The organism is Mediterraneibacter gnavus ATCC 29149, assembly GCF_008121495.1.
GTDB lineage: Bacteria > Bacillota > Clostridia > Lachnospirales > Lachnospiraceae > Mediterraneibacter > Mediterraneibacter gnavus.
The window spans coordinates 1,048,350-1,073,693 of the sequence record NZ_CP043051.1 but is presented as its reverse complement, the minus strand read 5'-3'; the positions used below and the strand labels follow the sequence as shown (position 1 = coordinate 1,073,693).

26 protein-coding genes are annotated in these 25,344 nt (G+C 45.7%); 23 read left to right on the top strand and 3 right to left on the bottom strand.

The features are described 5' to 3' along the window. The first annotated feature begins 1 nt into the window (after window position 1). From FXV78_RS05225 to FXV78_RS05155, 15 genes are all read left to right on the top strand, one after another. The gene (locus FXV78_RS05225; protein WP_004844042.1) at window positions 2-1,489 is read left to right on the top strand and encodes an ATP-binding protein; all 1,488 of its coding nucleotides are present in this window, start codon (window positions 2-4) and stop codon (window positions 1,487-1,489) included. A 20-nt stretch (window positions 1,490-1,509) separates the two neighbouring features. Further along, window positions 1,510-2,844, top strand: coding sequence for a CCA tRNA nucleotidyltransferase (locus FXV78_RS05220; protein ID WP_004844043.1), 1,335 nt, complete (start codon window positions 1,510-1,512; stop codon window positions 2,842-2,844). Window positions 2,845-2,927: 83 nt separating this feature from the next. Beyond that, entirely contained in the window at window positions 2,928-3,998 is a 1,071-nt protein-coding gene (locus tag FXV78_RS05215) for a protein kinase family protein (RefSeq protein ID WP_009244147.1), read from the top strand. Window positions 3,999-4,046: 48 nt separating this feature from the next. Continuing rightward, window positions 4,047-5,777: a phospho-sugar mutase gene (locus FXV78_RS05210; protein WP_004844045.1), complete on the top strand. Its 1,731-nt coding sequence runs from the start codon at window positions 4,047-4,049 to the stop codon at window positions 5,775-5,777. Window positions 5,778-5,957: 180 nt separating this feature from the next. Beyond that, window positions 5,958-6,233, top strand: a complete 276-nt coding sequence (locus FXV78_RS05205; RefSeq protein WP_004844047.1) for an HU family DNA-binding protein — start codon at window positions 5,958-5,960, stop codon at window positions 6,231-6,233. Window positions 6,234-6,326: 93 nt separating this feature from the next. Continuing rightward, complete coding sequence (locus FXV78_RS05200) at window positions 6,327-6,566, top strand: RNA-binding S4 domain-containing protein (RefSeq protein WP_004844049.1); 240 nt, start codon at window positions 6,327-6,329, stop codon at window positions 6,564-6,566. Between the two features lie 80 nt (window positions 6,567-6,646). Beyond that, window positions 6,647-6,931, top strand: a complete 285-nt coding sequence (yabP, locus tag FXV78_RS05195; RefSeq protein WP_004844050.1) for a sporulation protein YabP — start codon at window positions 6,647-6,649, stop codon at window positions 6,929-6,931. Window positions 6,932-6,939: 8 nt separating this feature from the next. Continuing rightward, window positions 6,940-7,248, top strand: a complete 309-nt coding sequence (yabQ, locus tag FXV78_RS05190; RefSeq protein ID WP_004844051.1) for a spore cortex biosynthesis protein YabQ — start codon at window positions 6,940-6,942, stop codon at window positions 7,246-7,248. Between the two features lie 133 nt (window positions 7,249-7,381). After that, complete coding sequence (locus FXV78_RS05185) at window positions 7,382-7,720, top strand: FtsB family cell division protein (protein ID WP_022038417.1); 339 nt, start codon at window positions 7,382-7,384, stop codon at window positions 7,718-7,720. Window positions 7,721-7,808: 88 nt separating this feature from the next. Then, a complete protein-coding gene (locus FXV78_RS05180) occupies window positions 7,809-9,239 on the top strand; it encodes a SpoIIE family protein phosphatase (RefSeq protein ID WP_004844053.1) in 1,431 nt (476 codons plus the stop codon). 8 nt (window positions 9,240-9,247) lie between these two features. Further along, window positions 9,248-10,657 (top strand): tRNA lysidine(34) synthetase TilS, encoded by a 1,410-nt coding sequence (tilS, locus tag FXV78_RS05175; protein WP_004844054.1) that lies wholly within the window; start codon window positions 9,248-9,250, stop codon window positions 10,655-10,657. Then, window positions 10,641-11,168: a hypoxanthine phosphoribosyltransferase gene (gene hpt / locus FXV78_RS05170; protein WP_004844055.1), complete on the top strand. Its 528-nt coding sequence runs from the start codon at window positions 10,641-10,643 to the stop codon at window positions 11,166-11,168. Before tilS ends, hpt begins: the two co-directional genes overlap by 17 nt. 15 nt (window positions 11,169-11,183) lie before the next feature. Beyond that, window positions 11,184-13,004: an ATP-dependent zinc metalloprotease FtsH gene (gene ftsH, locus FXV78_RS05165; RefSeq protein ID WP_004844056.1), complete on the top strand. Its 1,821-nt coding sequence runs from the start codon at window positions 11,184-11,186 to the stop codon at window positions 13,002-13,004. A gap of 71 nt (window positions 13,005-13,075) precedes the next feature. Beyond that, a complete protein-coding gene (locus FXV78_RS05160; RefSeq protein ID WP_009244140.1) occupies window positions 13,076-15,157 on the top strand; it encodes a glycoside hydrolase family 13 protein in 2,082 nt (693 codons plus the stop codon). Continuing rightward, window positions 15,132-15,986 (top strand): pyridoxamine kinase, encoded by an 855-nt coding sequence (locus FXV78_RS05155; protein WP_004844058.1) that lies wholly within the window; start codon window positions 15,132-15,134, stop codon window positions 15,984-15,986. The genes FXV78_RS05160 and FXV78_RS05155 overlap by 26 nt, the downstream gene beginning before the upstream one ends. A 50-nt stretch (window positions 15,987-16,036) precedes the next feature. On the opposite strand, the gene FXV78_RS05150 is transcribed toward FXV78_RS05155, so the two are convergent. Next, window positions 16,037-16,900: a methionyl aminopeptidase gene (locus tag FXV78_RS05150; RefSeq protein WP_004844059.1), complete on the bottom strand. Its 864-nt coding sequence runs from the start codon at window positions 16,898-16,900 to the stop codon at window positions 16,037-16,039. 217 nt (window positions 16,901-17,117) lie between these two features. Here FXV78_RS05150 and FXV78_RS05145 point away from each other — a divergent pair, with 217 nt between their 5' ends. The 8 genes from FXV78_RS05145 (at window position 17,118) to FXV78_RS05110 (ending at window position 24,515) form a co-directional block, all read left to right on the top strand. After that, entirely contained in the window at window positions 17,118-18,194 is a 1,077-nt protein-coding gene (locus tag FXV78_RS05145; protein WP_004844061.1) for a 6-phosphofructokinase, read from the top strand. A gap of 27 nt (window positions 18,195-18,221) precedes the next feature. Continuing rightward, window positions 18,222-19,790: a DNA polymerase III subunit gamma/tau gene (dnaX, locus tag FXV78_RS05140; protein WP_004844062.1), complete on the top strand. Its 1,569-nt coding sequence runs from the start codon at window positions 18,222-18,224 to the stop codon at window positions 19,788-19,790. Between the two features lie 3 nt (window positions 19,791-19,793). Further along, complete coding sequence (locus tag FXV78_RS05135) at window positions 19,794-20,147, top strand: YbaB/EbfC family nucleoid-associated protein (protein ID WP_004844063.1); 354 nt, start codon at window positions 19,794-19,796, stop codon at window positions 20,145-20,147. Window positions 20,148-20,168: 21 nt separating this feature from the next. Further along, window positions 20,169-20,765, top strand: a complete 597-nt coding sequence (gene recR, locus FXV78_RS05130) for a recombination mediator RecR (RefSeq protein ID WP_004844064.1) — start codon at window positions 20,169-20,171, stop codon at window positions 20,763-20,765. Window positions 20,766-20,785: 20 nt separating this feature from the next. Next, on the top strand, window positions 20,786-21,898 hold the full coding sequence (locus FXV78_RS05125) for a LacI family DNA-binding transcriptional regulator (protein WP_004844065.1): 1,113 nt from the start codon (window positions 20,786-20,788) through the stop codon (window positions 21,896-21,898). A 185-nt stretch (window positions 21,899-22,083) separates the two neighbouring features. Then, the gene (gene fsa / locus FXV78_RS05120) at window positions 22,084-22,737 is read left to right on the top strand and encodes a fructose-6-phosphate aldolase (RefSeq protein ID WP_004844066.1); all 654 of its coding nucleotides are present in this window, start codon (window positions 22,084-22,086) and stop codon (window positions 22,735-22,737) included. A gap of 15 nt (window positions 22,738-22,752) precedes the next feature. Next, window positions 22,753-23,589: a transketolase gene (locus tag FXV78_RS05115; protein WP_004844067.1), complete on the top strand. Its 837-nt coding sequence runs from the start codon at window positions 22,753-22,755 to the stop codon at window positions 23,587-23,589. Next, entirely contained in the window at window positions 23,577-24,515 is a 939-nt protein-coding gene (locus FXV78_RS05110; RefSeq protein ID WP_004844068.1) for a transketolase family protein, read from the top strand. Before FXV78_RS05115 ends, FXV78_RS05110 begins: the two co-directional genes overlap by 13 nt. A 59-nt stretch (window positions 24,516-24,574) precedes the next feature. On the opposite strand, the gene FXV78_RS05105 is transcribed toward FXV78_RS05110, so the two are convergent. Further along, complete coding sequence (locus FXV78_RS05105; protein WP_004844070.1) at window positions 24,575-24,931, bottom strand: DUF2085 domain-containing protein; 357 nt, start codon at window positions 24,929-24,931, stop codon at window positions 24,575-24,577. A 6-nt stretch (window positions 24,932-24,937) separates the two neighbouring features. Continuing rightward, window positions 24,938-25,234, bottom strand: coding sequence for a zinc-ribbon domain-containing protein (locus FXV78_RS05100; protein ID WP_004844071.1), 297 nt, complete (start codon window positions 25,232-25,234; stop codon window positions 24,938-24,940). Window positions 25,235-25,344: the final 110 nt, after the last annotated feature.

Below are 25,344 nucleotides of genomic sequence, written 5' to 3'. Positions count from 1 at the left end.
CATGAAGATAAAAGAGATTGAGATCAAAAACTTTGGAAAATTTTCAAATCAGAGATTTGTGTTTCGGGACGGGATTCAGGTGTTCTATGGAGAAAATGAATTCGGAAAGTCCACGATTTACGGATTTTTAAAAGCGATGCTCTTCGGGATGGAAAGAGGACGGGGAAAAGCGGCGCACAACGATGCGTTCAGCCGGTTTGAACCGTGGGAGAATCCGAATGAATACGCCGGAGCGATGCGGTTTTCCTGTGGTGAGAAGACCTTTTGTCTGAAACGGCGTTTTGACCGGTACACAAAAGGCGCAGTGCTGATCTGCGAGGACGACGGTGAGGAACTTTCTGTGGAGCATGGTGATCTGGATATGCTGTTAAATGGATTGACAGCGGAACAGTTTGAAAATACGGCAGCGATTGGACAGCTTGGAGCAAGACCCGGGCAAAGTCTGGCGGCAGAGCTTCAGAATTATGCAGCAAATTATTACGAAACAGGAAACAGCGGAGTAGATCTGGCAGGGGCAGAGGAGCGCTTAAAGCAGCGCAAAAAGGAAATCACCCGGAAATGGAAGCAGCTGGAATCGGAAAAAGCAGAGAAACGGCAGGCACTTCAACGAAAATATCAGTATATTCAGCAGGAAAAGATGCGTTTGGAGTCAGAGATGCAGGAAAAGAAGCGGCAGCTTGCAGATTTAAGAGAACCTGAGCATGTGACAGAAGAGGAGAAGAAAAAAATCAGCTGGCAGATAATCGCAGCCATATGTCTGTTGGCAGTTGGCATGCTTCTGCACAGTGTATATACATTGATTCCAGTCATGGTAAGTATTTTGTTTCTTATTTGGGGAATGAAAGACGCGCAGACACAAAAAAGTGTCCGGATCAAAGAACGAGAAACGATGGAATCCGGTTACAGGGAGAAAAAGCAGAAGCTGCACTGGACGCTGCAGCGCATCGGGGAGGAACAGAAGGAAAAGCACATCAGTTTAAATAATGTAAAAGAACAGTTGGAGGAGCTGGATTTTTCCGGAGAAGAGGAGCAGAGGCTGAAAAAGACGGCACGGGCACTGGAGATTGCATCCGAGACAATGGAGAAGGCAGCGGCATCCATGTCAAAAGATTTCGGTACAGTACTGAATGAAAAAGCATCAAAAATCCTTGCGAAAGTGACAGATGGAAAGTATACAAGGCTTCTGATTGAGGATTCTCTGAAACTGATCCTTTTATCAGAAGGGCGGCGGATCCCGGCAGAACGAGTCAGCAGGGGAACCGTGGAGCAGGTTTATTTTGCGCTTCGAATGGCAGCTCTTGAGATTCTGTATGGCGAGGAAGTTCCGGTGATCCTGGATGATGCGTTTGGATGTTATGACGAAAAAAGATTAAAATATACGCTAAAATGGTTGAGCGAACAGTCAAGACAGGTTATAATACTTAGTTGCCAAAAACGTGAACTTGAAATTTTAAATGAGATAGAAATGGAAAGACAGGGTAGACCATAGAATAAAGGGGAAGAGTTTCAATGAAAATAGAATTGCCAAGAAAAGTAGTTTTGATTATTAAAAACTTACAGAGACATGGTTATGATGCATATGCGGTGGGCGGCTGTGTCCGGGATTCCATTCTGAACAGAAAACCGGAGGACTGGGATATCACGACTTCTGCAAAGCCGGAGCAGGTGAAGCGGATCTTCCGACGTACCGTGGACACCGGGATCGAGCATGGGACGGTAACAGTTCTGATTGGAAAAGACGGATTTGAGGTGACCACTTACCGGGTGGACGGACTGTATGAGGATGGCCGTCATCCGAAAGAGGTGACATTTACAAGCCGGCTGGAGGAAGATTTAAAGAGACGGGATTTCACGATCAACGCCATGGCATACAATGATGATGAGCGCCTGGTGGATGCGTTTGGCGGAATGAGGGACTTGAATTATCACCTGATCCGTTGTGTGGGTGATCCGAAGGAGCGTTTTTCAGAGGATGCACTTCGGATTCTGCGCGCAGTACGTTTTTCTGCGCAGCTGGCATTTCCAATCGAGCCGGAGACCGCAGAAGCGATCAAAAGTCTGGCTCCGAATCTGGAAAAGATCAGTGCAGAGCGGATTCAGGCAGAGCTGGTAAAACTGCTGGTATCCGATCATCCGGAGCGGATTCAGGATGCCTGTGAGCTGGGAATCACAAAAGTGGTGCTTCCGGAATGGGATGACATGGTCGGTGTGAAGCAGAATACGCCACATCATAAATATGATGTAGCTGCACACACAGTTCATGCGCTGCAGAATGTAAAGAATGATAAAGTCCTCAGACTAACCATGTTGTTCCATGATATGGGAAAACCAGTAATGAAGACCACAGATGAAAATGGAAGAGACCATTTCAAAGGGCATGCGATCGCCAGCGAGCAAATTGCAAAAACAGTGATGAAACGTTTGAAATTTGATAATGATACGATTCGAAAAGTAACAAAGCTTGTTGCGTATCATGATTACCGGATGGAACCGACCGGAGCGAACGTGCGCCGCGCCATGCATGAGATCGGGGTGGAACTCTTTCCATATTATCTGGCAGTCCGGCTTGCAGATACAAAAGCGCAGAGTTCTTATGAACGCAGAGGAAAGCTGGAAAATATCATTCAGATCAGAGAACTGTATCGAAATGCGCTGCGAAACAAAGAATGTGTGACATTAAAAGATCTGGCAGTGACAGGAACGGATCTGATCAATCTCGGAATAGCGCCGGGAAAAGAACTGGGAACGCTCTTAAATGAGCTGCTGGATATGGTGATCGAAGATCCGGCATGGAATCAAAAAGGAAAATTGTGTGATTACGTGAAAGAAAGATTTGGCTTTTAGCATACTTGCTCACCGGGATTCATAGATTAGAAAGAGTCATGAATCCGCCCTGCTTTCGGCGGGGCAAAGTGCAGGGGGCAAGTATGAGAGAATATGAGTTAGAAGTTCTGGAACAGTATGACATAGAAGTAATAAGCACCCGCAAGACAAGGGGTGCTTATTTTTGCAATACAAAGGAGGGGCTGATGCTGCTCGGACCGGCAGGAATTTCGGTTGGGCGCGCACCTCTGATGTATGTTTTGCTCTGTTATCTGGAATCCAGACACGGAATGAAGGTGGACACACCCATCTTTACGAAGGCGGGAAAACTCTTTAGCGTATCCCAGGATGGAACAAAGTACATGCTGAAAAAATGGGTTTCGGGAAGAGAGTGTGAGGTACGAAGGGAGCGGGATGTGCTGGAAGCGGCACAGGCTCTCGGACTTTTGCATCAGAGAATGGATTGGGGAGAAATTCTTGGCGACGGTGCGTGGACAAAAGAAAAGATGCAGGAGATGATTCCTCAGGCTTCGGATCATGAACCTGTTTTAGAGATAGAACTGAAACCTTTTGCAGGAAGAGATATGCTGTCAGAATTAAGGCGGCATAACCGGGAATTGAAAAAAGTGCGGGCATTTATCCGTTCCAGGGTCACAAAAAATGAATTTGAGCGTCGTTTTCTGGCACATTTTGAGAGAATGTATGAGATGGCGCAAAGTGTGACAGAACGGATGGAATGCTCCGGATATCCGGAATTGTACAAAGACAATCTAAAAGCCGGAAAGCTGATACACGGAGATTATAATTATCACAACATCTGGATCAGTTCCGGCAGGATTGCAGTCACCAATTTTGAGCATTTCAGAATGGATGTACAGGTACAGGATCTGTATTATTTCCTGCGAAAGGTGATGGAAAAATATCAGTGGAAAGAAAGTCTGGGAAGAAAGATTCTGGAGATGTATGAGAGCGTCCGTCCTCTGGAGGACAGGGAAAAGGAATTTCTCGCACTTTGCCTGGCTTATCCGGAGAAGTTCTGGAAGACAGCAAATCTGTATTCGAACTCCAATAAGGCGCGGATTCCGGAGAAAAGTGTAGAAAAACTGCAGACTGCAATCGGACAGCAGGCAGAAAAAGAGCGATTTTTAGAAAATATATTCACTTTTCATTTATAGGCGGCTGTTGTATAATAAAACCATACTATATTGCAGGAGGTGCCTAAGATGGGTTACAAAGAAATATACAATGAGTGGTTGACAAATGCTTATTTTGATGCAGATACAAAAGCAGAACTGGAGCGTATCGCATCAGATGAGAACGAGATCAAAGAGCGTTTTTATACAGATTTAGAGTTTGGTACAGCAGGACTTCGGGGAATTATCGGAGCCGGAACGAACCGTATGAATATTTATACAGTGAGAAAGGCAACACAGGGACTGGCAAACTATATTTTAAAGAGTGGAAACGCAGAAAAAGGAGTTGCCATCGCATTTGACTCACGCCGGATGTCACCGGAATTTGCACAGGAAGCGGCATGCTGCCTGGCTGCGAACGGAATCAAAGCCTATGTATTCGATTCTCTTCGTCCGACACCGGAGCTTTCTTATGCAGTCAGAAAACTCGGATGTATTGCCGGAATCAACATTACAGCCAGCCATAATCCACCGGAGTACAATGGTTATAAGGTATACTGGGAAGATGGCGCGCAGATCACACCGCCTCATGACAAAGGAATCATGGATGAAGTCAAGGCAGTGACAGATTATACGACTATGAAGACGATGCCGGCAGAGGATGCCAAAGCAGCCGGACTCTACGAAGTGATCGGAGCAGAGGTGGATGATGCCTACATAGCAGAGCTGAAAAAGCAGGTGATCCATCAGGATGCCATTGATGCAGTTGGAAAAGATCTGAAGATCGTATACAGTCCGCTTCATGGAACGGGAAATATTCCTGCCCGCAGAATTTTAAAAGAGCTCGGTTTTGAGAACGTATACGTAGTCAAAGAGCAGGAACTGCCGGACGGCGAATTCCCGACTGTTTCTTATCCGAATCCGGAGGCGGCAGAGGCATTTGAACTGGGACTTAAGCTGGCAAGAGAAGTGGATGCAGACATTGTGCTTGCTACAGATCCGGATGCAGACCGTCTGGGTGTCCGGGTAAAAGATAAAAACGGTGAATATCACGATCTGACAGGGAATATGTCCGGCTGTCTCCTTGCAGACTATGAGATCGGACAGAGAAACGCATTGAGAGGACTTCCTGAGGATGGATATCTCATCAAAACGATCGTTACAACAAATATGGCAGATGCGATTGCAGATTACTATAACACAGGGCTGATTGAAGTTCTGACCGGATTCAAATATATCGGACAGCAGATTCTGGGATTTGAGACAAGCAAAAAAGGCGAGTACTTATTTGGATTTGAAGAAAGCTATGGATGCCTGATCGGAACACACGCAAGAGATAAAGATGCGATCGTTGCGACAATGGCACTCTGCGAGGCAGCTGCTTACTACAAGACAAAAGACATGACTCTCTGGGATGCCATGATCGAGATGTATGAGAGATACGGATATTACAAAGATGATATCCAGTCTATCACACTCAAAGGAATCGAAGGACTTGCAAAGATCCAGGAGATCCTTGAGACACTCCGTAAGAATCCGCCGGCAGAGATCGCAGGCTACAAAGTGCTGAAAGCGAGAGACTACAAAGCAGACACGATCCAGGATATGCAGACTGGTGAAGTATCTTCGACAGGTCTTCCGACATCGAACGTATTGTACTATGATCTTTCTGATGATGCATGGTTATGTGTGAGACCGTCAGGAACAGAGCCGAAAGTCAAATTCTACTACGGTATCAAAGGAACCTCCCTTTCTGATGCAGATGAAAAATCCGCAGCTATGGGCAGAGAAGTGCTGGCAATGATTGATAAGATTATGTAAAAATGTTGCTGTTATTGTAAACAGTACTGCTTTGCATGGTAAATCTGTGAAACTGCTTGACAAAAGCAGTTTCACCAGTTATAACAGTACATAAGGGTATCGACATGTAAAGGGTAGAGACATGCGGCCTTTACCAATTTAGAATAATCATTCTAGCATAATAAAGAGGAGGAATTATCCATGAACAAAACAGAATTGATCGCAGCAATCGCTGAGCAGGCAGAAATTTCAAAGAAAGATGCAGAGAAAGCATTAAAAGCTTTTGTTGATGTAGTAACAGAGCAGTTAAAAGAAGGAGAAAAAGTACAGTTAGTAGGATTCGGTACTTTTGAAGTAAGCGAAAGAGCAGCAAGAGAAGGAAGAAATCCTCAGACAGGAAAGACAATGAAGATCGCAGCTTGCAAAGCTCCGAAATTCAAAGCTGGAAAAGCTCTGAAAGATGCTGTAAACGCATAATTGACGAACAGATAAAGATGCATAAGAGGATACAGTCGGACAAGCCGGTTGTATTCTCTTTTCAGTTACAGGAGAAGGAAGGAGAAAAGATTGATGAGATTGGACAAATTTTTAAAAGTTTCCAGGCTGATCAAACGCAGGACCGTAGCCAACGAAGCATGTGATGCAGGGAGAGTTCTGGTGAATGGAAAGCCTGCAAAGGCATCCGTAAAAGTGAAAGTGGGAGATGTGATCGAGATTCAGTTCGGTACAAAAACGGTGAAAGTAGAAGTGCTGGATATTCAGGATACGACCAAGAAAGAAGAGGCGAAAGACCTGTTCCGCTATTTATAAAACAGAAAAATTCGTTTTTCCGGTATAAAATAATACAACCCCTCATATATATAGAAAAGCAGAAGGAAAGGGGAAAGTGTATGGAAGAACGACAAATGCCGGCGAAGGCACATAAACTGATCGTGAATAACAGAAAGACAAGTATGGTTACCGGAGTTCTGGATGTTCTCTCGTTTGATCTGAATGAGATTCTTCTGGAGACAGAGCAGGGGATGCTTATGGTGAAAGGCACAGACCTCCATGTGAACCGGCTCAGTGTTGAGAAGGGAGAAGTAGACCTTTCCGGAAATATTGACAGTATTGCTTATTCTGGAGTGAATCAGGGCGGGCAAAATGAGAGCTTTCTGTCAAAATTATTTAAGTAGGCGTTATTATGATGCTCGGAATTGAAACAGAAGTTGTGATTTTTTTCTATGCGGCGCTTACGGGGATGGTACTTTTTTGCGGTTATCAGATTCTGCTGCTGATACGAAGACTCGTGCGGCATCATCCGCTGGCAGTCGGTGTGGAGGATATCGGCTTTTGGCTGTTGGTGAGCGCGTATGTGTTTCGTCAGATGTATTGTACGACTTATGGAAGTATCCGCTGGTTCTTTGTTCTGGGAATCGCAGCCGGGCTGCTGACTGCTGTTGGGGTGCAGCATTTGTTGAAACGAATTTTCAGGAAATTGAAAAAAACATAAAAAACAAGGAAATCTTGATTAAAACGGCTGAATAACTTGAAAAAAGAGAAAAAAGCAGATAGAATACTTGTGTCAGGCAAATTTATTTGCAGGCAGGATGGAAATAGAAGTTAGATTTGATAGGGTGAGTATCATGGCGATTCAGAAAAAGAAAGTCGCTGGCAGATCAAAAAGCCGGAAGACGAATTCTGCATGGCGGTATCATAAAAAAAGTATGATGCTGATCAGTATGATTCTTGTATTGCTGGTAGGCGTACTTGCAGTGAATGCAGTATCTCTGCGCAGCAGAAACGCACAGTACAAGAAGCAGGAAGCAGAACTGGAAGCACAGATTAAAGAAGAGAAAAAGCGTGCAAAGGAAGTGGAAGCATACGAAGCGTATGTGAAGACAGACGATTACGTGAAAGAGATTGCAGAAGAAAAATTAGGGCTGGTGGATCCGAATGAGATCATTTTCAAGCCGGCAAAATAGTGACGATACGAAAGAGAAGCTCCGGGAAATTCCTGGGGCTTTTTGCATGTTCTAATATTACATACATAAGAACTAGGAGGACATCGCCATGAAAAATGGACAGGCACTGCACACCAGCCCCTATGTGACACAGATTGAAAAATACGCAGATTCTATCAAACAGCTTTCCCGGACATTTCTTCATCTGGAGGAAAAGAAATCCGCATTTTCCAATGAGGAGATTGAGGATATGTTTGACCGGACAAAAGAAAGAGCCTGCAAAAGCTGTGAAAAATGTTCCTGGTGCTGGGAAGAGGATTTTGTACATACCTATCAGATGGGATATGAAGTTTTATCTGCCATCGATCATTACGGGAGTGAACTGAATACAGAAACAAAAAGGAAGCTTCAGCAGAGGTGTCTGCGGTGGGAAGCGTTTTTACAGGAGATGCTGGGTGCATTTCACGATGCAAGACAGAATATGATGTGGAATAACCGGATCGTACTTGGCAGGGAAGGGTGCGCGGTTCAGATGGATACGTTTGCGGATATGCTCCGCAGTACGGCGAAAGAGCTGGAAAAAAGTTTATTTTCGGACGAGCGTCTGGAAAAAAAGCTGGCATCTTATTTAAAAAAGAGAGGGATTCGTGTACTGTACAGCAGTTTTTTCCTGAACAGAGAAGGAAAATATGAAGTACATCTTACCGCAAGAGCGGTGAAAAATACCTGCGTTACGATCAAAGCGCTTGTAAAGGCTGTCTCGGAAGTGATGGGGAGGCAGTTTATTGCAGAGAGTGATCAGGCGTTTATGCTGGGGAAAGAATATCAGACGATTGTGTGCATGGAAGGTCCGGTGTTTTATACACTTTACGGTGTGGCAAGGATTGGGAAGGACTGCAACAAGATCTCAGGTGATAATTTCATGATGCGTGAGCTTGGCGGAGGAAAACTGGCAGTGGCGCTTTCCGATGGAATGGGATCCGGAGAGAAGGCATGCCGGGAGAGTACGCTTGTCATGGAATTGCTGGAAGAGCTGTTGGAAGCCGGATTTCCGGCAAAGGCGGCGATTCAGATGATCAATACGACATTGGTGATGGGGCGTGAGGAAATCCATTTTTCCACGGTGGATCTGAGCATGTTTGATCTGTATACAGGAGAATGTCGTCTGATCAAAGCAGGAGCTTCTTCCACATTTATCAAAAAAGGAAACAAAGTGGAGCGTATCAGTTCGTCCAGTCTGCCGATCGGGGTCATGCACTCCATTGAAATCGAATCTGTGCAGAGAACGCTGGAAGACGGAGATTTTGTTGTTATGATAACGGACGGTGTGCTGGATGCTCTCCCGGTTGGGGAACAGGACCTTCTGATGGAAACGATCATTGGTGGAACGACAGGCGGAAATCCCAAAGAGCTTGCGCATCACATTCTGGAGCAGGTATTAAACTGGACCGGAGAAGAACCGATGGATGATATGACAGTACTGGCAGTAGGGATTTGGAATTGTCAGGATACTTGCATTTTGGGGACGGATTCGGTATAGTTTACAGTATGGAAAAGAAAGTTTTAAATTTTATTCAAAAATATCATATGCTGCAAAAAGAAGATAAAGTAATCGCAGGGATATCGGGCGGCGCGGATTCGATATGCCTGCTTTTTGTACTTTTGAGGCTGCAGGAAAAAATCGGATTTGATGTGATCGCAGTGCATGTGAATCACGGGCTTCGTGGAGAAAATGCAAAAAGAGATGAACGGTTTACGGAAACATTTTGCAGGGAGCGGAATGTTCCATGTATTGTGTATCATGAGAATGTAAAAGAAATCGCTGCACAGAAAAAGCTGTCTGTGGAGGAGGCAGGGCGTCTGGTGCGCAGAAAGGCGTTTGAGGAGGTGCGGATCCGTTATGGGGGGACCAAGATCGCGCTTGCGCATCATCAGAACGATAATGCAGAGACGATGCTTTTGAATCTGGCAAGAGGAACCGGAATCCGGGGGCTTTCCGGGATCCGGCCGGTCAATGGATATATGATCCGTCCGCTTCTTGGAATAAACAGGAAGGAAATTGAGTATTATCTGAAAGAACATCAGCTTTCCTACTGTGAAGATGAGACCAATGCCGGGGATGAATATACCAGAAACAGGATCCGGCATCAGATCCTTCCTATGCTGGAGGAGCAGGTCAACAGGCAGGCCGTCCGTCACATGAATGAAACGATGGAGCAGTTAAATCAGATCAGAGATTATCTGGAGCGGGAAATCGAAGCGCATTGCAGATGTGTGGTAAGGCAGGAGGAAGAGGGGCTTTTGCTTCTGTGGGATGAATGGATGCAGTGTGATCCGGTCATCCAAAACGGGATTATTCAGAAGTGTCTGGAAAATCTGGCGGGAACAGGAAAGGATCTTGTGTCTGTACACGTTGCGGCAGTGGCGGAGTTGTTTGAAAAGCAGAGCGGAAGAAAGCGAAATCTTCCCTACAATATCTGTGCAGAGAGGAATTATGAAGGAATACTTTTGATAAAACAGACAGCGGAAAGACAGACAGAGTGCCGGGAAGAACTTATAATTCCCGGAATTACCCGATTAAAAGACAGGAATCTGCGAATATGCTGTACAATTTGGGAAAAAGATAAGAATTTTTCGATAGAACAGATACCGCAAACCCCCTACACGAAATGGTTTGACTATGATATAATAAAAAATAGTCTCACCGTAAGAACGAGACAGCCGGAGGATGTTTTGGGTGTCAACAGACAGGGCGGTACGCAGAAGCTCAAATCTTATTTTATCAATGAGAAGATTCCTGCAAAAAGCAGAGAACGGATTTTGCTGATCGCCGAGGGGCATCAGATACTGTGGGTTGTCGGATATCGGATGAGCAGCAGATATCAGATATCTGAACATACAAAAAGGATAATAGAGATCAAAATAATGGAGGATAAAAAACATGGCAGAGACAATTAAAGTGTTAGTTTCAGAAGAAGAAGTAAATGAAAGAATCAAAACATTGGGAAAACAGATCAGCGAAAATTATGCAGGAAAGCAGATCCATATGATCTGTGTACTCAAAGGCGGAGTATTTTTCATGTGTGAACTGGCTAAAAGAATCAGTGTGCCGGTTTCTCTGGACTTTATGTGTGTAAGCAGCTACGGGGATGCGACAACATCCAGCGGTGTTGTCAGAATTGCAAAGGATCTGGATGAATCCATCGAGGGAAAAGATGTTCTGATCGTGGAAGACATCATTGATTCCGGACGTACACTGTATTATCTGATCGATGTTCTGAAGAAAAGAAATCCAAAGAGCATTCAGCTTTGTACTCTTTTGGACAAACCGGAGAGAAGAGAAAGAGATGTAAAAGTAGATTATGTCGGATTTGAGATACCGGACGAATTTGTAGTCGGATATGGACTGGACTACGCACAGAAATATAGAAATCTTCCATATATCGGAGTCGTAGAAGGTGTGGAATAGGAAGGAGCAGTATCATTGAATGACAAGAAGTATAAAGGCATAAGCGGCGCAACCGTGGTTGTGTTTATTGCTGTGATCTTTTTTGTGCTATGGATGACGAGCCGTGTACAGATGCGCGGGCAGGAGATAACTTTTACTCAGTTTGAACAGGAGATAAAGGATGACAACGTGACAGAGGTGGTGATCAACCAGAATAAGGCAGTGCCTACCGGAGTGGTCACACTGACATTGCGCGACAGCAGGGAAACGGGACGTGTCAACGTATCGGATGTCAATGAGACGCAGAAGCTGCTGGATAAAAATGATGTGGAATACCGCATAAGCGCGATCCCTCAGGATTCGGTGCTGAGTACGACGGTTCTCCCGGTTGTGCTGATGCTTGTCGGATTCATGTTTATTACGATGATGATGAACAGACAGAGTGGCGGTGCCAATGCAAAAGCAATGAATTTTGGAAAAAGTCGTGCCCGTATGAGTTCTGAGAATGATAAGAAAGTGACATTTGCAGATGTTGCGGGGCTGCAGGAAGAAAAAGAAGAGCTTGCAGAGATTGTCGATTTCCTGAAATCTCCGAAAAAATATGTTCAGGTGGGAGCAAGAATCCCAAAAGGAGTGCTTCTGGAGGGGCCTCCGGGAACCGGTAAGACCCTTCTTGCAAAAGCAGTTGCCGGAGAGGCCGGGGTTCCGTTTTTTACGATTTCGGGATCTGACTTCGTAGAGATGTTTGTCGGTGTGGGAGCGTCCCGTGTCAGGGATCTGTTCCAGGATGCGAAGAAGAATGCCCCATGTATCATTTTCATCGATGAGATCGATGCAGTTGCCAGACGCAGAGGAAGCGGACTTGGCGGCGGTCATGACGAGAGAGAACAGACATTGAACCAGATGCTGGTAGAGATGGATGGTTTTGGTGTTAATGAAGGTATTATTGTGATGGCAGCGACCAACCGGAAAGATATTTTGGATCCTGCCATCTTACGTCCGGGACGTTTTGACAGAAATGTGGTAGTTGGACGTCCGGATGTCAAAGGAAGAGAAGAGATTCTGAAAGTACATGCGAGAAACAAGCCGCTGGGAGACGATGTAGATCTGAAACAGATTGCGCAGACAACCAGTGGATTTACAGGAGCAGATCTGGAAAACCTTCTGAATGAGGCGGCGATTCTGGCTGCAAAGGAAAACAGAGTGTATATTCAGCAGTCCGATATCCGGCATGCGTTTGTCAAAGTCGGGATCGGACCGGAGAAAAAGAGCCGTGTGGTTTCTGAAAAAGAACGCCGGATTACAGCATATCACGAGGCGGGACATGCGATCCTCTTCCATGTACTGCCGGATGTGGGACCTGTCTACAGTGTGTCCATTGTTCCGACAGGAGGAGCAGGCGGTTATACGATGCCGCTTCCGGAAGGCGATGATATGTTCAATACAAAAGGACATATGCTTCAGGAGATTACAGTGTCTCTCGGCGGACGTGTAGCGGAAGAACAGATCTTTGATGATATTACAACCGGTGCATCTCAGGATATCCGTCAGGCAACTGCGATCGCAAAATCCATGATCACCAAATTCGGTATGTCAGAACGTCTTGGTCTGATCAACTATGACAATGACAGTGATGAAGTCTTTATCGGACGTGATTTTGGTCACACATCCAGAGGATACGGTGAAAAAGTGGCGGGAACAATCGATGAGGAAGTCAAACGTATCATTGATGAGTGCTATCTGAAAGCAAAAGCAATTCTGGAGGAGCATCAGTCTGTACTGGAAGCCTGTGCCCAGTTATTGCTGGAAAAAGAAAAGATTACAAGAAGTGAGTTTGAAGCACTTTTTGAGAAGTAGGTGTAGAATGGGGCAAGCTGTTTTTAATGCCGGGCAGGCATTTTAAGGGGCTTGCCCCAAAGGAGGTTTATATGAATAAAAATGCGCTGTTCTGTGATGGGACATCGGATTATGTCATACCTGCGGAACCGGGTATCCATGAAAAAGTCAGGCTGAGATTCAGAACGGCAAGAGATGACGCTCAGGAGGTCTGTCTGATTTCAGGAGGAGAAGCACTGCAGATGCAGAAGATATCCTCCGGGGAAGTGTTTGATTATTATGAAACAGAAGTGCAGCTTACAGATACGATGTTTGTTTATTATTTTCGGATAAAAAGCGAGAGTGAAGAGCTCTGCTATCATCGATGTGGCGTATCGGAACATCCGGTGGAATATTACAATTTCCGGATCATGCCTGGATTTTCCACACCGGCATGGGCAAAAGGCGCAGTGATGTATCAAATTTTTGTAGACCGCTTCTGTAATGGAGACCCATCCAATGATGTGGAGGATGGAGAATACGTTTATATCGGAGAGCCGGTCTGTAAAGTGAAAGACTGGAATGAATTTCCGGCGGCAATGGATATCCGCAGATTTCATGGAGGAGATCTGCAGGGAGTTTTGGATAAACTGGACTATCTGGAAGAGCTTGGAGTTGAAGTCATCTATTTCAATCCACTGTTTGTTTCCCCGTCGAATCACAAGTATGATATTCAGGATTATGACTACATCGATCCGCATTACGGCGTGATTATAGAAGACGGAGGAGAGGTTCTTCCAGAGGGAGAAAAGGACAATACCAGAGCGACAAAATATCAGAAGCGGACAGGGGACATTCGGAATCTGGAGGCAAGCAACCGCCTGTTTGCAAAACTGGTGGAGGAAATGCACACAAGGGGCATGCGGGTGATCCTTGACGGAGTGTTCAATCACTGTGGCTCTTTCAATAAGTGGATGGACCGGGAACGGATTTATGAACCGCAGCCGGAATACGAAAAAGGTGCTTATGTCAGTGCGCAGAGCCCGTACAGAGATTTCTTTCATTTTTTTGATGAAAGAGAAGAAGCGTGGCCTTATAATAAAAACTATGACGGATGGTGGGGACATGATACGCTGCCGAAGCTGAACTATGAAGATTCTCCCACGCTGGAGGAATATATTTTAAACATCGGAAAGAAATGGGTATCGCCGCCGTATAATGCCGATGGATGGCGTCTGGATGTGGCGGCAGATCTGGGATACAGCAATGAATACAATCACATCTTCTGGGAGAATTTCAGAAAAGCTGTAAAAAGTGCCAATCCGCAGGCGCTGATATTGGCGGAGCACTATGGAGATCCGGGAGAATGGCTTCAGGGCGATGAATGGGACAGCGTGATGAATTATGATGCCTTTATGGAGCCGCTGACCTGGTTCTTGACAGGAATGGAAAAGCACAGTGATGAGCGCAGGACAGACTTGTGGGGGAATGCAGACAACTTTGTCAATACGATGAATCATTTTATGGCAAGCATGCTGACCCCGTCATTACAGGTGGCGATGAATGAACTGTCTAACCACGATCATTCCCGGTTCCTGACCAGAACGAATCACATTGTAGGAAGAGTGGCACAGCTTGGAAGCAAAGCGGCAGAAGAAGGGATCAATCTGGCAGTGATGCGGGAGGCAGTGGCAGTTCAGATGACCTGGGTAGGAGCACCTACGGTTTATTACGGAGATGAAGCAGGTGTCTGTGGATTTACCGATCCGGACAGCCGCAGGACCTATCCATGGGGACAGGAAAACAGAGAACTTGTAGAGTTCCATAAAGAAATGATCCGGATCCACAAGCGTGAGAAGCCTCTGCGTACAGGTTCTCTGAAGATGCTTTCCTGGTCATCCAATGTTCTTGCTTATGCAAGATTTCAGGAAGGTGAACAGATCATTGTTGTGTTAAATAACAGTAAGGAACTAAAGGAAGTGACAATCCCGGTGTGGCAGGCGGAGGTGCCTATGAAAGGAAAGATGGAGCGTCTGATGTACTCCTGGGAAAAGAGCTATACGACAGAAAGAGACATTTATCTGGTGGAGGATGGAGAGACTGTTGTCAATATGGGAAAACATTCTGTTCTGATCATGAAGCCAGTCAGAGAAATGCAGGTGGATGAGTATGGGAAAGAAAGTAGCAGTAATTAACGATCTCTCAGGATTTGGGAGATGTTCTCTCACGGCAGCAATTTCAGTGCTTTCAGCGATGGGCGTGCAGGCGTGTCCGCTCCCGACAGCTGTGCTGAGTGCACAGACAGGATATGAAGACTATCATTGCGTGAGCCTTACGGAAGAAATGGAGCAGTTTCGGCGATCCTGGGAAAAGATGGAGGCACGGTTTGACGGTATCTATACAGGATTTGCAGCAGATGAAGAGCAGATCGGTCATATGATCCATATTGCGGAGACATTTCATAAGAAGAAAGCCTTTCTGCTGGTAGATCCGATCATGGGGGATCATGGATACAAATTTGATATCTTCTCCATAGAGTTTTGCAGAAAGATGCGGGAGCTTGCGAAGATGGCGGATATTGTGACCCCAAATTTGACGGAGCTTTGTATTCTGACGGATACAGATTATCGGATGATCGAAAATATGACGGACGAAAAACATCTTCTTACGGTGATCAGGCAGCTGGCGGAAAACCTGAGGAAAGATGGACCAAGAACTGTTGTAGTGACAGGGATTCAGTTTTGTGACAATGAAGACGGGATCCAGAAGATGGGAAATCTGGCAGTGACGGGAAAAGAGACACATCTTGCAGCATTCTCGTATGTAGGTGGAAGCTACTCCGGAACAGGTGATCTGTTTGCTTCCGTGCTGGCAGGCGGACTGGCAAGAGGAGAAAATCTGAAGTCCATGATGGAACTTGCAGGAAGCTTTATCGAGAAAGCGATTACAGATGCAGTGAAAGAAGAGATTCCGCGCAATGACGGAGTCGAGTATGAAAAATATCTGCATATGCTGATGAAGTAAATAAAAAAGCTGTGTGCAGCAGGAGAGGTCCTGTGTACGCAGCTTTTTGACTATTTTGTAAGAATTTCAATTCCGTCTTCTTTTACGAGAACCATATATTCGATCTGTGCAGACAGTCCGTCATCAATGGTGTAGATCGTCCAGTCATTGTCCTCATCTACGAAGAAGTCCGGGCTGCCTTCGTTGATCATCGGCTCAATGGTAAACATCATTCCGGGTACGAGCAGCATCTCGCTGCCCTTTGGTGTGACATAGCTGACAAACGGATCTTCGTGGAATTCCAGTCCGATTCCGTGACCGCCGATATCAACAACAACAGAGTAGCCGTTTGCCTGTGCGTGGGTATTGATCGCATCTGCAATATCTCCCAGATGTCCCCATGGTTTTGCCGCTGCAAGACCAAGCTCTACACATTCTTCTGTAACACGCACCAGACGTTTGGCTCGGTCGGATACTTCGCCAATCATGAACATACGGGATGCATCAGAGAAATAGCCGTCCAGAATGGTAGATACATCGACGTTGATGATATCACCCTCCTGCAGGATGATGTTTTCATCCGGGATTCCGTGGCACACTTCATTATTGATAGAGGTGCATACACTTTTCGGGAAGCCCTGATAATTCAGAGGAGCCGGGATTCCACCGTGTGCAGTTGTAAAATCATATACGATCTTGTCAATCTCAGCAGTACTCATGCCTGCGCGAATGTGTGCGGCAACTTCATCCAGAACAGCCGTGTTGAGAGCCGCACTTTTTTTGATCTTTTCGATCTGCGCCGGAGTCTTCAAAAGCTTTCTGGAAGGTACAATTTCCCCTCTGTCCCTGTGCAGTTTTATTTTTTCTTCGATCGGCATATGGCATTTTTTATATTTTTTGCCGCTGCCGCACCAGCAAGGATCATTTCTTTCCATGTTTAGTTATCTCCTTCAAATCTGTTTTGTTTTACGATGTGTCTATTTTAACACAATGGAAAGAAAATTACCAATCGGAAAGTTTGAGAAAAATTGAGGGAGAATATAAAACTGTTCATTTTCGCCTGTTTGTGATAAGATAAAACAGGAAATAAAGTCTTTTAGCACCGATTTCTGGTGCGGAATTGATAAAATCAAAGAGTAGGAGGATACGGATATGTTACGAATCGGAATGCTTACAAGTGGCGGAGACTGTCAGGCTTTGAATGCTGCAATGCGCGGTGTTGTAAAAGGTGTTTGCACAAAACGGGATGATGTGGAAATCTATGGATTTGAAGACGGATACAAAGGTCTGATCTATGGCAACTTTCATATGCTCACATCAAAGGATTTTTCCGGAATCCTGACAAGAGGCGGCACGATCCTCGGTACATCGAGACAGCCGTTTAAGTTGATGCGTGTACCGGACAAGGACGGTTTGGATAAAGTGGCGGCAATGAAGCATACTTATCATAAGTTAAGTCTTGACTGTCTGGTGATCCTGGGAGGAAACGGAACACACAAGACAGCGAATCTGTTAAGAGAAGAAGGCTTAAATGTTGTGACACTGCCAAAAACAATCGACAATGATCTGTGGGGCACGGATATGACATTTGGCTTCCAGAGTGCAGTGGATATTGCGACAGACACGATCGACCGGATCCATACGACGGCAACCTCTCACAGCCGTGTGTTTATCATTGAAGTAATGGGACATAAGGTGGGACACGTCACGCTGCATGCGGGAATTGCCGGCGGTGCAGATGTGATTCTGCTTCCGGAGATTCCGTATGATATCGATGTGGTGACGGATGTGATCCAGAAGCGTGCGGCAGCAGATAAAAAGTTTACGATCATTGCGGTTGCAGAAGGTGCAATCTCAAAAGAAGATGCCAGGCTGAAGAAAAAAGAATATAAAGAAAAGCTTGCAAAACGGAAATATCCGTCCATCGCCTACGAACTGGCAGAGAAGATCCAGCAGAAGACAGACAAGGAAGTAAGGATTACGGTGCCGGGGCATACGCAAAGAGGCGGTTCTCCATGTGCGTATGACCGTGTATTTGCCACAAGAGTGGGAGCGGCTGCGGCAGAGCTGATCCTGAATCAGGAATACGGCTACATGATCGCCATGAAGAATCAGAAGATTACAAAAGTACCGCTTCAGGATGTGGCAGGAAAGCTGAAAATGGTAGATCCGCAGGATGGAATCATCAAAGAGGCAAGAACCATCGGCATCAGCTTTGGAGATCAATAAAAGATTTGGAAAACAGAGGTGTAATACATGTCGTATACGGCACTTTACCGAAAGTTCCGTCCCGTTGAATTTGAAGATGTCAAGGGTCAGGAACATATTATTACTACATTAAAAAATCAGATTGAAGCAAACAGGATCGGACATGCCTATCTGTTCTGCGGAACAAGAGGGACCGGTAAGACAACGGTTGCGAAGATTTTTGCAAAGGCAGTCAACTGTGAGCATCCGGTGAATGGAAGTCCCTGCGGGGAGTGCGCGATGTGCCGCTCTATTGCAGCGGGTACATCGATGAATGTGATCGAGATCGATGCAGCTTCGAACAATGGTGTGGACAACATCCGTGAGATCCGGGAAGAAGTGGCATACCGCCCGACAGAAGGAAAGTACAAAGTCTATATCATTGATGAGGTGCATATGCTGTCGATAGGGGCGTTCAATGCGCTGTTAAAGACACTGGAGGAACCGCCGGAGTATGTGATCTTTATTCTGGCGACAACCGAGGTTCACAAGATTCCCATCACGATTTTATCCCGGTGTCAGCATTATGATTTCAAGCGGATCAGTATTGAGACGATCACAGACCGGATGCGTGATCTGATGCAGGAAGAGCAGGTGGAAGTAGAAGAAAAAGCGCTGCGCTATGTCGCAAAGGCGGCAGATGGTTCGATGCGTGACGCATTGAGTCTTCTGGATCAGTGTATTGCCTTTTATCTGGGGCAGAAGCTGACGTATGACAATGTGCTGGAAGTACTGGGAGCAGTCGATACGGATGTGTTCAGCAGACTTCTGCGCAGTGTGATCAGACGAGATGTCCCAAAAGTGCTTGATATCGTCGATGATCTGGTGATGCAGGGGCGGGAGCTTACGCAGCTTGCCACGGATTTTACATGGTATCTGCGAAACTTGCTTCTTGTGAAGACATCTGATAATATAGAGGATGTTCTGGATGTATCTACAGAAAATATGCAGCAGCTTCAGGAAGAGGCCGGGATGGTGGAAGCGGATATGTTGCTCCGTTACATTCGGATTTTTTCGGAATTGTCAGGTCAGCTGAAATATGCAGCGCAAAAAAGAGTGCTTCTGGAAGTGGCTCTGATCAAGCTTTGTACGCCTGCCATGGAGACGAGCTCAGATTCTATTCTGGATCGGATCCGTGTATTGGAAGAAAAGCTGGAACAGGGCGTTATATCAGGTGGTCAGGAACGAGTTGTTTATGTAAAGGAAGATGGTCAGGCACCGGCGGAGCCAACGCCGAGACCGGAACTTCCAAACGCAGTACCGGAAGATGTGCAGCAGGTAGTAAAGAATTTCAGACCGATCGCAGATGAGGCATCGGGAATGCTTCGGACATACCTGAAAAAAGCGCGTCTAAGCCTTGCAGGTGACAACCGTCTGATGATCGTGATGCCGGATGCACTGGGGGCAGATTTTGTTGGCAGAGAAGATAGACGGAAGGAACTGGAAAGTCTGATTGAAAACAGGATCGGCAAGAAGGTGGAAGTAGAAGTACGCCACGTAGAAGAAGGACGCCGGTTTGAGGATACATTTGTAGATATTGAGAAGAAGATCAATATGGAGATTATAGTGGAGGACTGATTTATGGCAAAAAGAGGTGGATTTCCTGGCGGAGGAATGCCGGGAAACATGGCAAATCTGATGAAACAGGCACAGAAAATGCAGCGTCAGATGGAAGAACAGGCAAAAGAGCTGGAAGCAAAGGAATTTACTGCGACTGCAGGAGGAGAAGCGGTGGAAGTGACCGTTTCCGGTAAAAGAGAAGTTCTAAAGGTGAAGCTGGCAGAAGAGGTTGTGGATCCGGATGATATTGAAATGCTGGAGGATCTGATCGTGGCAGCAACAAATGAAGCGCTTCGCAAAGTGGATGAAGAATCCAGCTCTGCAATGTCCAAACTGACAGGAGGACTCGGCGGAGGAATACCGGGTATGTTCTAATCCGGACAGAGGTGAAAAAGAATGGATTATTACAGTAATCAGATCAGCAGGCTGATCGAAGAATTTTCACGCCTTCCGGGAATCGGAGCGAAGTCTGCCCAGAGACTGGCATTTCATATTATCAATATGCCGAAAGATCAGGTGGAGAATCTGGCAAAGTCGATCGTGGATGCCAGAAATAATGTGAGATACTGTGCACAGTGCTGTACTCTGACGGACCGGGAACTTTGCCCGATCTGCAGCAATCCGGAACGGGATCAGCGGACCATCATGGTAGTGGAGACTCCAAGAGATCTGGCAGCATATGAAAAGACCGGAAAATATAACGGAGTGTATCATGTGCTTCATGGAGCGATCTCTCCGATGCTGGGGATCGGACCGGGGGATATCCGCTTAAAAGAACTGATGGAACGACTGCAGCAGGATGTAGATGAAGTGATCGTGGCGACCAACTCAAGCCTGGAGGGGGAGACTACCGCAATGTACATCAGCAAGCTGATCAAGCCGACCGGGATCAAAGTGAGCAGGATTGCCAGCGGTGTTCCTGTAGGCGGAGATCTGGAATATATTGATGAAGTGACGCTTCTGCGTGCACTGGAAGGCAGAACGGAGCTTTAACAGGACAGGGAAGAGAAATCATGAACAAAAAGAAAGTGACATCTTCGGATGTGGCGAAATATGCCGGCGTTTCCCAGACGACGGTTTCTATGATTTTAAATAAGAAGTACAATGTTTCTTTTTCCAAAGAAGTGGTAAAAAAAGTGGAGGATGCAGCCCGGGAGCTGGGGTATGTGCTTCCCAAGCGCAGAACACAGAAAGAAAGCCGCAGGGAAAAGCTTCTGGTGGTTTTCTGCCCGAATCTGACCAATCCGTATTATGTCATGCTTTTGCAGGGAATCGAAGCAAGAGCAACGGAGCAGGGGTTCGGGCTGTTTGTGTGTAATACCCAGAGAGATCTGGAGTTGGAGGAGCGTTATTTAAAGATGCTTCCCTCTCTGAATCCGCAGGGGGTCATCTACACCTGTAATCCGAGCAGCTGCTTTATGGAGACAGTGGAGCAGTTGTCCAACAAGATTCCCTTTGCTGTCATCAACAATCAGAATGAACGGCTGAATGTGGATGCGGTAGAGCTGGATAATTCAAAGCTTGGCAGAATTATGGCAAAGCATCTGCTGGAACTCGGACATACCCATGTGGCATATATTGCGCCGCCGCTGACTGTAAGGCAGAAGCAGCGTTCCAAGCGGGTAGAAGGATTTTTGAAGGAGTTTCAGAAAGCAGGACTTGGAGATCATGTGGTGATCAAAGCCGCGGATGAGCAGATTGATAAAGATGTGCCGGGAATCGATTCGGAATATCGGATCGGATATGACCTGACAAAGGAATTGCTGAAAGAGCATACGGATCTGACTGCGATCGTGGGGCTCAATGACATGATCGCCTTTGGTATTTTAGATGCTCTGTACGAGGAGAAATACAAAGTTCCGGGAGAGATGTCCGTGATGGGATGCGACAACACATTGTTTGCGAGAATGCATCATATTGCGCTGACAACAGTCGAACATTTCGTGATCTATAAAGGCAGAGACGCCTGCGATATCATCATGAAAAAGATCAAAGCCCGCAGTGAGCCGTATGCCGGGATCGAGCCGGTGAGCATCTATCATGTGGAGTATGAGCCACAGATCGTGATGCGGGGAACAACCGGATATCCAAATCTGAAAAAAAGAAAAATTAGTACAAAAAAGTAAATTATTAGTAATAAAAATTAACAGTAAAAGGCAAAACCAAAGTTAGCAGTAGTTTTTTCATTAATAATGTGATATTATTAGTACGGCAAAATTACTAATAATTTTTGGGCCTATTGACCTGTTTCCAGGGAGTCTATATAATCGAATTATAACAAATCGACGAAGATTTTAAGGAGGGACAGGCAATGAAATTTTTTATTGACACAGCAAATGTAGAGGATATTAAAAAAGCAAATGACATGGGTGTGATCTGTGGAGTTACAACAAATCCATCCCTGATCGCCAAAGAAGGACGTGTATTTGAAGAAGTAATCGCAGAGATTGCATCCATCGTAGACGGACCAATCAGCGGAGAAGTCAAAGCGACAACAGTAGACGCAGAAGGCATGATCAAAGAAGGACGTGAGATTGCAAAGATTCATCCGAACATGGTAGTGAAGATTCCAATGACAGTGGAAGGCCTGAAAGCTTGTAAAGTCCTTTCATCTGAGGGAATCAAGACAAATGTGACTTTGATCTTTTCTGCAAATCAGGCACTTCTGGCAGCAAGAGCGGGTGCAACGTATGTATCACCGTTTTTGGGAAGACTGGATGATATCTCGGTAAGAGGAACAGATCTGGTTGCAGAGATCGCTCAGATCTTTGAAGTTGCAGGAATTGATACAGAGATCATTGCCGCAAGCGTAAGAAATCCGATCCACATTACAGACTGTGCACTTGCAGGGGCTGATATTGCAACAGTGCCTTACAAGGTAATCGAACAGATGACACATCATCCGTTGACAGACGCCGGAATTGAGAAATTCCAGGCTGATTATAAAGCTGTTTTCGGAGAGTAAAAGCAGGAGGCAATCATGAACAAATTAGAATTGATGAAAACTGCAAATGAAGTCCGCAAAGGGATTGTCACAGCGGTACACAGCGCAAAAGCGGGACATCCGGGCGGATCTTTATCAGCAGCTGACATTTTTACGTATCTCTATTTTGAAGAGATGAATATTGATCCAAAAGAGCCGAAAAAAGCAGACCGTGACAGATTTGTCCTGTCTAAAGGACACACAGCTCCGGGACTGTATTCTGTACTGGCGCAGAGAGGATATTTCCCGGTTGAAGATTTAAAGACACTGCGTCATACAGGATCTTATCTGCAGGGACATCCGGATATGAAGCACATTCCAGGTGTGGATATGTCTTCCGGATCTCTGGGACAGGGAATTTCTGCGGCAGTTGGTATGGCGATTGCAGGAAAACTGGACAACGCAGATTACAGAGTTTATACACTTCTTGGAGACGGAGAGATTCAGGAAGGACAGGTATGGGAAGCAGCGATGCTGGCAGCGCACAAAAAACTGGATAATCTGGTTGTGATCGTAGATAACAACAATCTGCAGATTGACGGTGCGATTGATGAAGTCAACTCCCCATATCCGATTGATAAGAAATTTGAAGCATTCAATTTCCATGTGATCAACATCGACGGAAATGATTTTGATCAGATCGATGCAGCATTCAAAGAGGCAAAGACAGTGAAAGGGTGCCCGACAGCGATCATTGCCAAGACGATCAAAGGAAAAGATGTTTCATTCATGGAAAATCAGGCAGGATGGCACGGAAAAGCGCCGAATGATGAAGAATACGCAGTAGCAATGGCAGATTTGGAGAAAGTAGGTGAAGCATTATGTCAGATGTAAAGAAAATAGCAACAAGAGACAGTTACGGAAATGCTTTAGCCGAACTCGGAACTGCACATGAGAATGTAGTTGTACTGGATGCAGACCTTGCGGCAGCTACAAAGACAGGTGTGTTTAAAAAAGCACATCCGGAGAGATTTATCGACTGTGGTATCGCAGAGAGTAATATGATGGGTGTGGCAGCAGGTCTTGCAGCAGCCGGAAAGGTACCATTTGCAAGCTCTTTCGCAATGTTTGCGGCAGGCCGCGCATTTGAGCAAATCAGAAACTCCATTGGATACCCGAAACTGAACGTGAAGATCGGTGCGACACATGCAGGAATCTCTGTAGGAGAAGACGGTGCGACACACCAGTGTAACGAAGATATCGCTCTGATGCGAACAATTCCGGGAATGGTTGTGATCAACCCTTCTGATGATGTAGAAGCAAGAGCAGCAGTAAAAGCGGCTTACGAGCATGTAGGACCTGTTTATATGCGTTTTGGACGTCTGGCGGTTCCGGTAATCAATGACAGAGAAGATTACAAGTTCGAACTCGGAAAAGGTGTTGTGCTGCGCGAAGGAAAAGATCTGACTATCGTGGCAACAGGACTTCCGGTTTCCAACTGTCTGGAAGCTGCAGAGAAGCTTGCAGCAGACGGAATCGATGCGAAAGTGATCAACATCCATACGATCAAACCTCTGGATGAAGAACTGATCGTGGAAGCTGCAAAGGCAACAGGAAAAGTTGTTACAGTGGAAGAGCACTCCGTAATCGGAGGACTTGGAAGTGCAGTATGTGATGTCCTTTCAGAAAAAGCACCGACACAGGTGATGAAGATCGGAATCAATGATACGTACGGTGAGTCCGGACCGGCTTTGGAGCTGATTGCAAAATACGGACTGGATACAGAAAGTATCTATCAGAAGATCAAAGCGTTTGTATAAAATTCAGAAAAGAGAAATCCCCTGCCGGCAGAAACAAATTGTTCTCCGTCAGGGGATTTTTACTTTGGCACTAGATTGTAGCCAAAGTGGAATGTCCATATCGTAGAGACAAGAAACAGTCTCATCAATGCATATCCAAACAGGAATCCTGTAAGGAACCTTCTTATATTTGTGCTTTCGTAAGAAGTGACCATCTGAATCACCCCATCCAGGATCATCGGCAGCATCAGTATTGCAAAGATCCATGGAGACCAGGAAACAAGCGGAAAGGTAAGCGGACATAAAATCATGCCGACCAGTTCTCCGGTACACCTGGCACAGATTGGAAACTGTGTCCCCTTCCAGTAAAAGGAACGGTCACTTCTGCAATGACAGCCAAATATAATAGGAAGCCACTTATAAATCCAAACTCTCATCGAGCCTTAGAATCCCATAGCGGCAAAGCCTACACCAACCACTGCGATCAGTATATAATACAGGATCATCAGGATTACACCGACCAATGCGCCGATACCGGCAGCCTTGGATGTCTTTGGTTTGGTGTCTTTCCATACAAGGAATAAAACAAGACCTACAATCGGGATACAGCAGCCTAACAATCCCCAGAGAAAGCCACCGTTATCCGTGGCTTGTGGAGTCGTGTTTTGAGAAGCTCCGCAGTTTGGACAGGTTGCGGCATTGTCCTCAATCTGATTGCCACAGTTTTTACAAAAAGCCATAGGAAATCCCCCTCTCTTTAATTGGTTGATAGTTACAGATATATACTCTGTAAATGAAATCTTATTGTATATTTATACCATACAATTTTTGTATCGTCTACAAAAAACAG

What these genes read in the sequence shown, in the direction of transcription:
- FXV78_RS05115 (WP_004844067.1), top strand. Translation starts at nt 22,753, where the DNA reads ATGAACAAATTAGAATTGATGAAAACTGCAAATGAAGTCCGCAAAGGG.
- FXV78_RS05145 (WP_004844061.1), top strand. Translation starts at nt 17,118, where the DNA reads ATGTTACGAATCGGAATGCTTACAAGTGGCGGAGACTGTCAGGCTTTG.
- dnaX (WP_004844062.1), top strand. Translation starts at nt 18,222, where the DNA reads ATGTCGTATACGGCACTTTACCGAAAGTTCCGTCCCGTTGAATTTGAA.
- tilS (WP_004844054.1), top strand. Translation starts at nt 9,248, where the DNA reads ATGGAAAAGAAAGTTTTAAATTTTATTCAAAAATATCATATGCTGCAA.
- FXV78_RS05215 (WP_009244147.1), top strand. Translation starts at nt 2,928, where the DNA reads ATGAGAGAATATGAGTTAGAAGTTCTGGAACAGTATGACATAGAAGTA.
- FXV78_RS05150 (WP_004844059.1), bottom strand. Translation starts at nt 16,900, where the DNA reads ATGGAAAGAAATGATCCTTGCTGGTGCGGCAGCGGCAAAAAATATAAA.
- FXV78_RS05185 (WP_022038417.1), top strand. Translation starts at nt 7,382, where the DNA reads ATGGCGATTCAGAAAAAGAAAGTCGCTGGCAGATCAAAAAGCCGGAAG.
- FXV78_RS05220 (WP_004844043.1), top strand. Translation starts at nt 1,510, where the DNA reads ATGAAAATAGAATTGCCAAGAAAAGTAGTTTTGATTATTAAAAACTTA.
- FXV78_RS05155 (WP_004844058.1), top strand. Translation starts at nt 15,132, where the DNA reads ATGGGAAAGAAAGTAGCAGTAATTAACGATCTCTCAGGATTTGGGAGA.
- fsa (WP_004844066.1), top strand. Translation starts at nt 22,084, where the DNA reads ATGAAATTTTTTATTGACACAGCAAATGTAGAGGATATTAAAAAAGCA.
- yabQ (WP_004844051.1), top strand. Translation starts at nt 6,940, where the DNA reads ATGATGCTCGGAATTGAAACAGAAGTTGTGATTTTTTTCTATGCGGCG.
- FXV78_RS05205 (WP_004844047.1), top strand. Translation starts at nt 5,958, where the DNA reads ATGAACAAAACAGAATTGATCGCAGCAATCGCTGAGCAGGCAGAAATT.
- FXV78_RS05135 (WP_004844063.1), top strand. Translation starts at nt 19,794, where the DNA reads ATGGCAAAAAGAGGTGGATTTCCTGGCGGAGGAATGCCGGGAAACATG.
- FXV78_RS05160 (WP_009244140.1), top strand. Translation starts at nt 13,076, where the DNA reads ATGAATAAAAATGCGCTGTTCTGTGATGGGACATCGGATTATGTCATA.
- FXV78_RS05225 (WP_004844042.1), top strand. Translation starts at nt 2, where the DNA reads ATGAAGATAAAAGAGATTGAGATCAAAAACTTTGGAAAATTTTCAAAT.
- hpt (WP_004844055.1), top strand. Translation starts at nt 10,641, where the DNA reads ATGGCAGAGACAATTAAAGTGTTAGTTTCAGAAGAAGAAGTAAATGAA.
- FXV78_RS05180 (WP_004844053.1), top strand. Translation starts at nt 7,809, where the DNA reads ATGAAAAATGGACAGGCACTGCACACCAGCCCCTATGTGACACAGATT.
- FXV78_RS05105 (WP_004844070.1), bottom strand. Translation starts at nt 24,931, where the DNA reads ATGAGAGTTTGGATTTATAAGTGGCTTCCTATTATATTTGGCTGTCAT.
- FXV78_RS05210 (WP_004844045.1), top strand. Translation starts at nt 4,047, where the DNA reads ATGGGTTACAAAGAAATATACAATGAGTGGTTGACAAATGCTTATTTT.
- FXV78_RS05110 (WP_004844068.1), top strand. Translation starts at nt 23,577, where the DNA reads ATGTCAGATGTAAAGAAAATAGCAACAAGAGACAGTTACGGAAATGCT.
- FXV78_RS05100 (WP_004844071.1), bottom strand. Translation starts at nt 25,234, where the DNA reads ATGGCTTTTTGTAAAAACTGTGGCAATCAGATTGAGGACAATGCCGCA.
- yabP (WP_004844050.1), top strand. Translation starts at nt 6,647, where the DNA reads ATGGAAGAACGACAAATGCCGGCGAAGGCACATAAACTGATCGTGAAT.
- FXV78_RS05200 (WP_004844049.1), top strand. Translation starts at nt 6,327, where the DNA reads ATGAGATTGGACAAATTTTTAAAAGTTTCCAGGCTGATCAAACGCAGG.
- FXV78_RS05125 (WP_004844065.1), top strand. Translation starts at nt 20,786, where the DNA reads ATGAACAAAAAGAAAGTGACATCTTCGGATGTGGCGAAATATGCCGGC.
- recR (WP_004844064.1), top strand. Translation starts at nt 20,169, where the DNA reads ATGGATTATTACAGTAATCAGATCAGCAGGCTGATCGAAGAATTTTCA.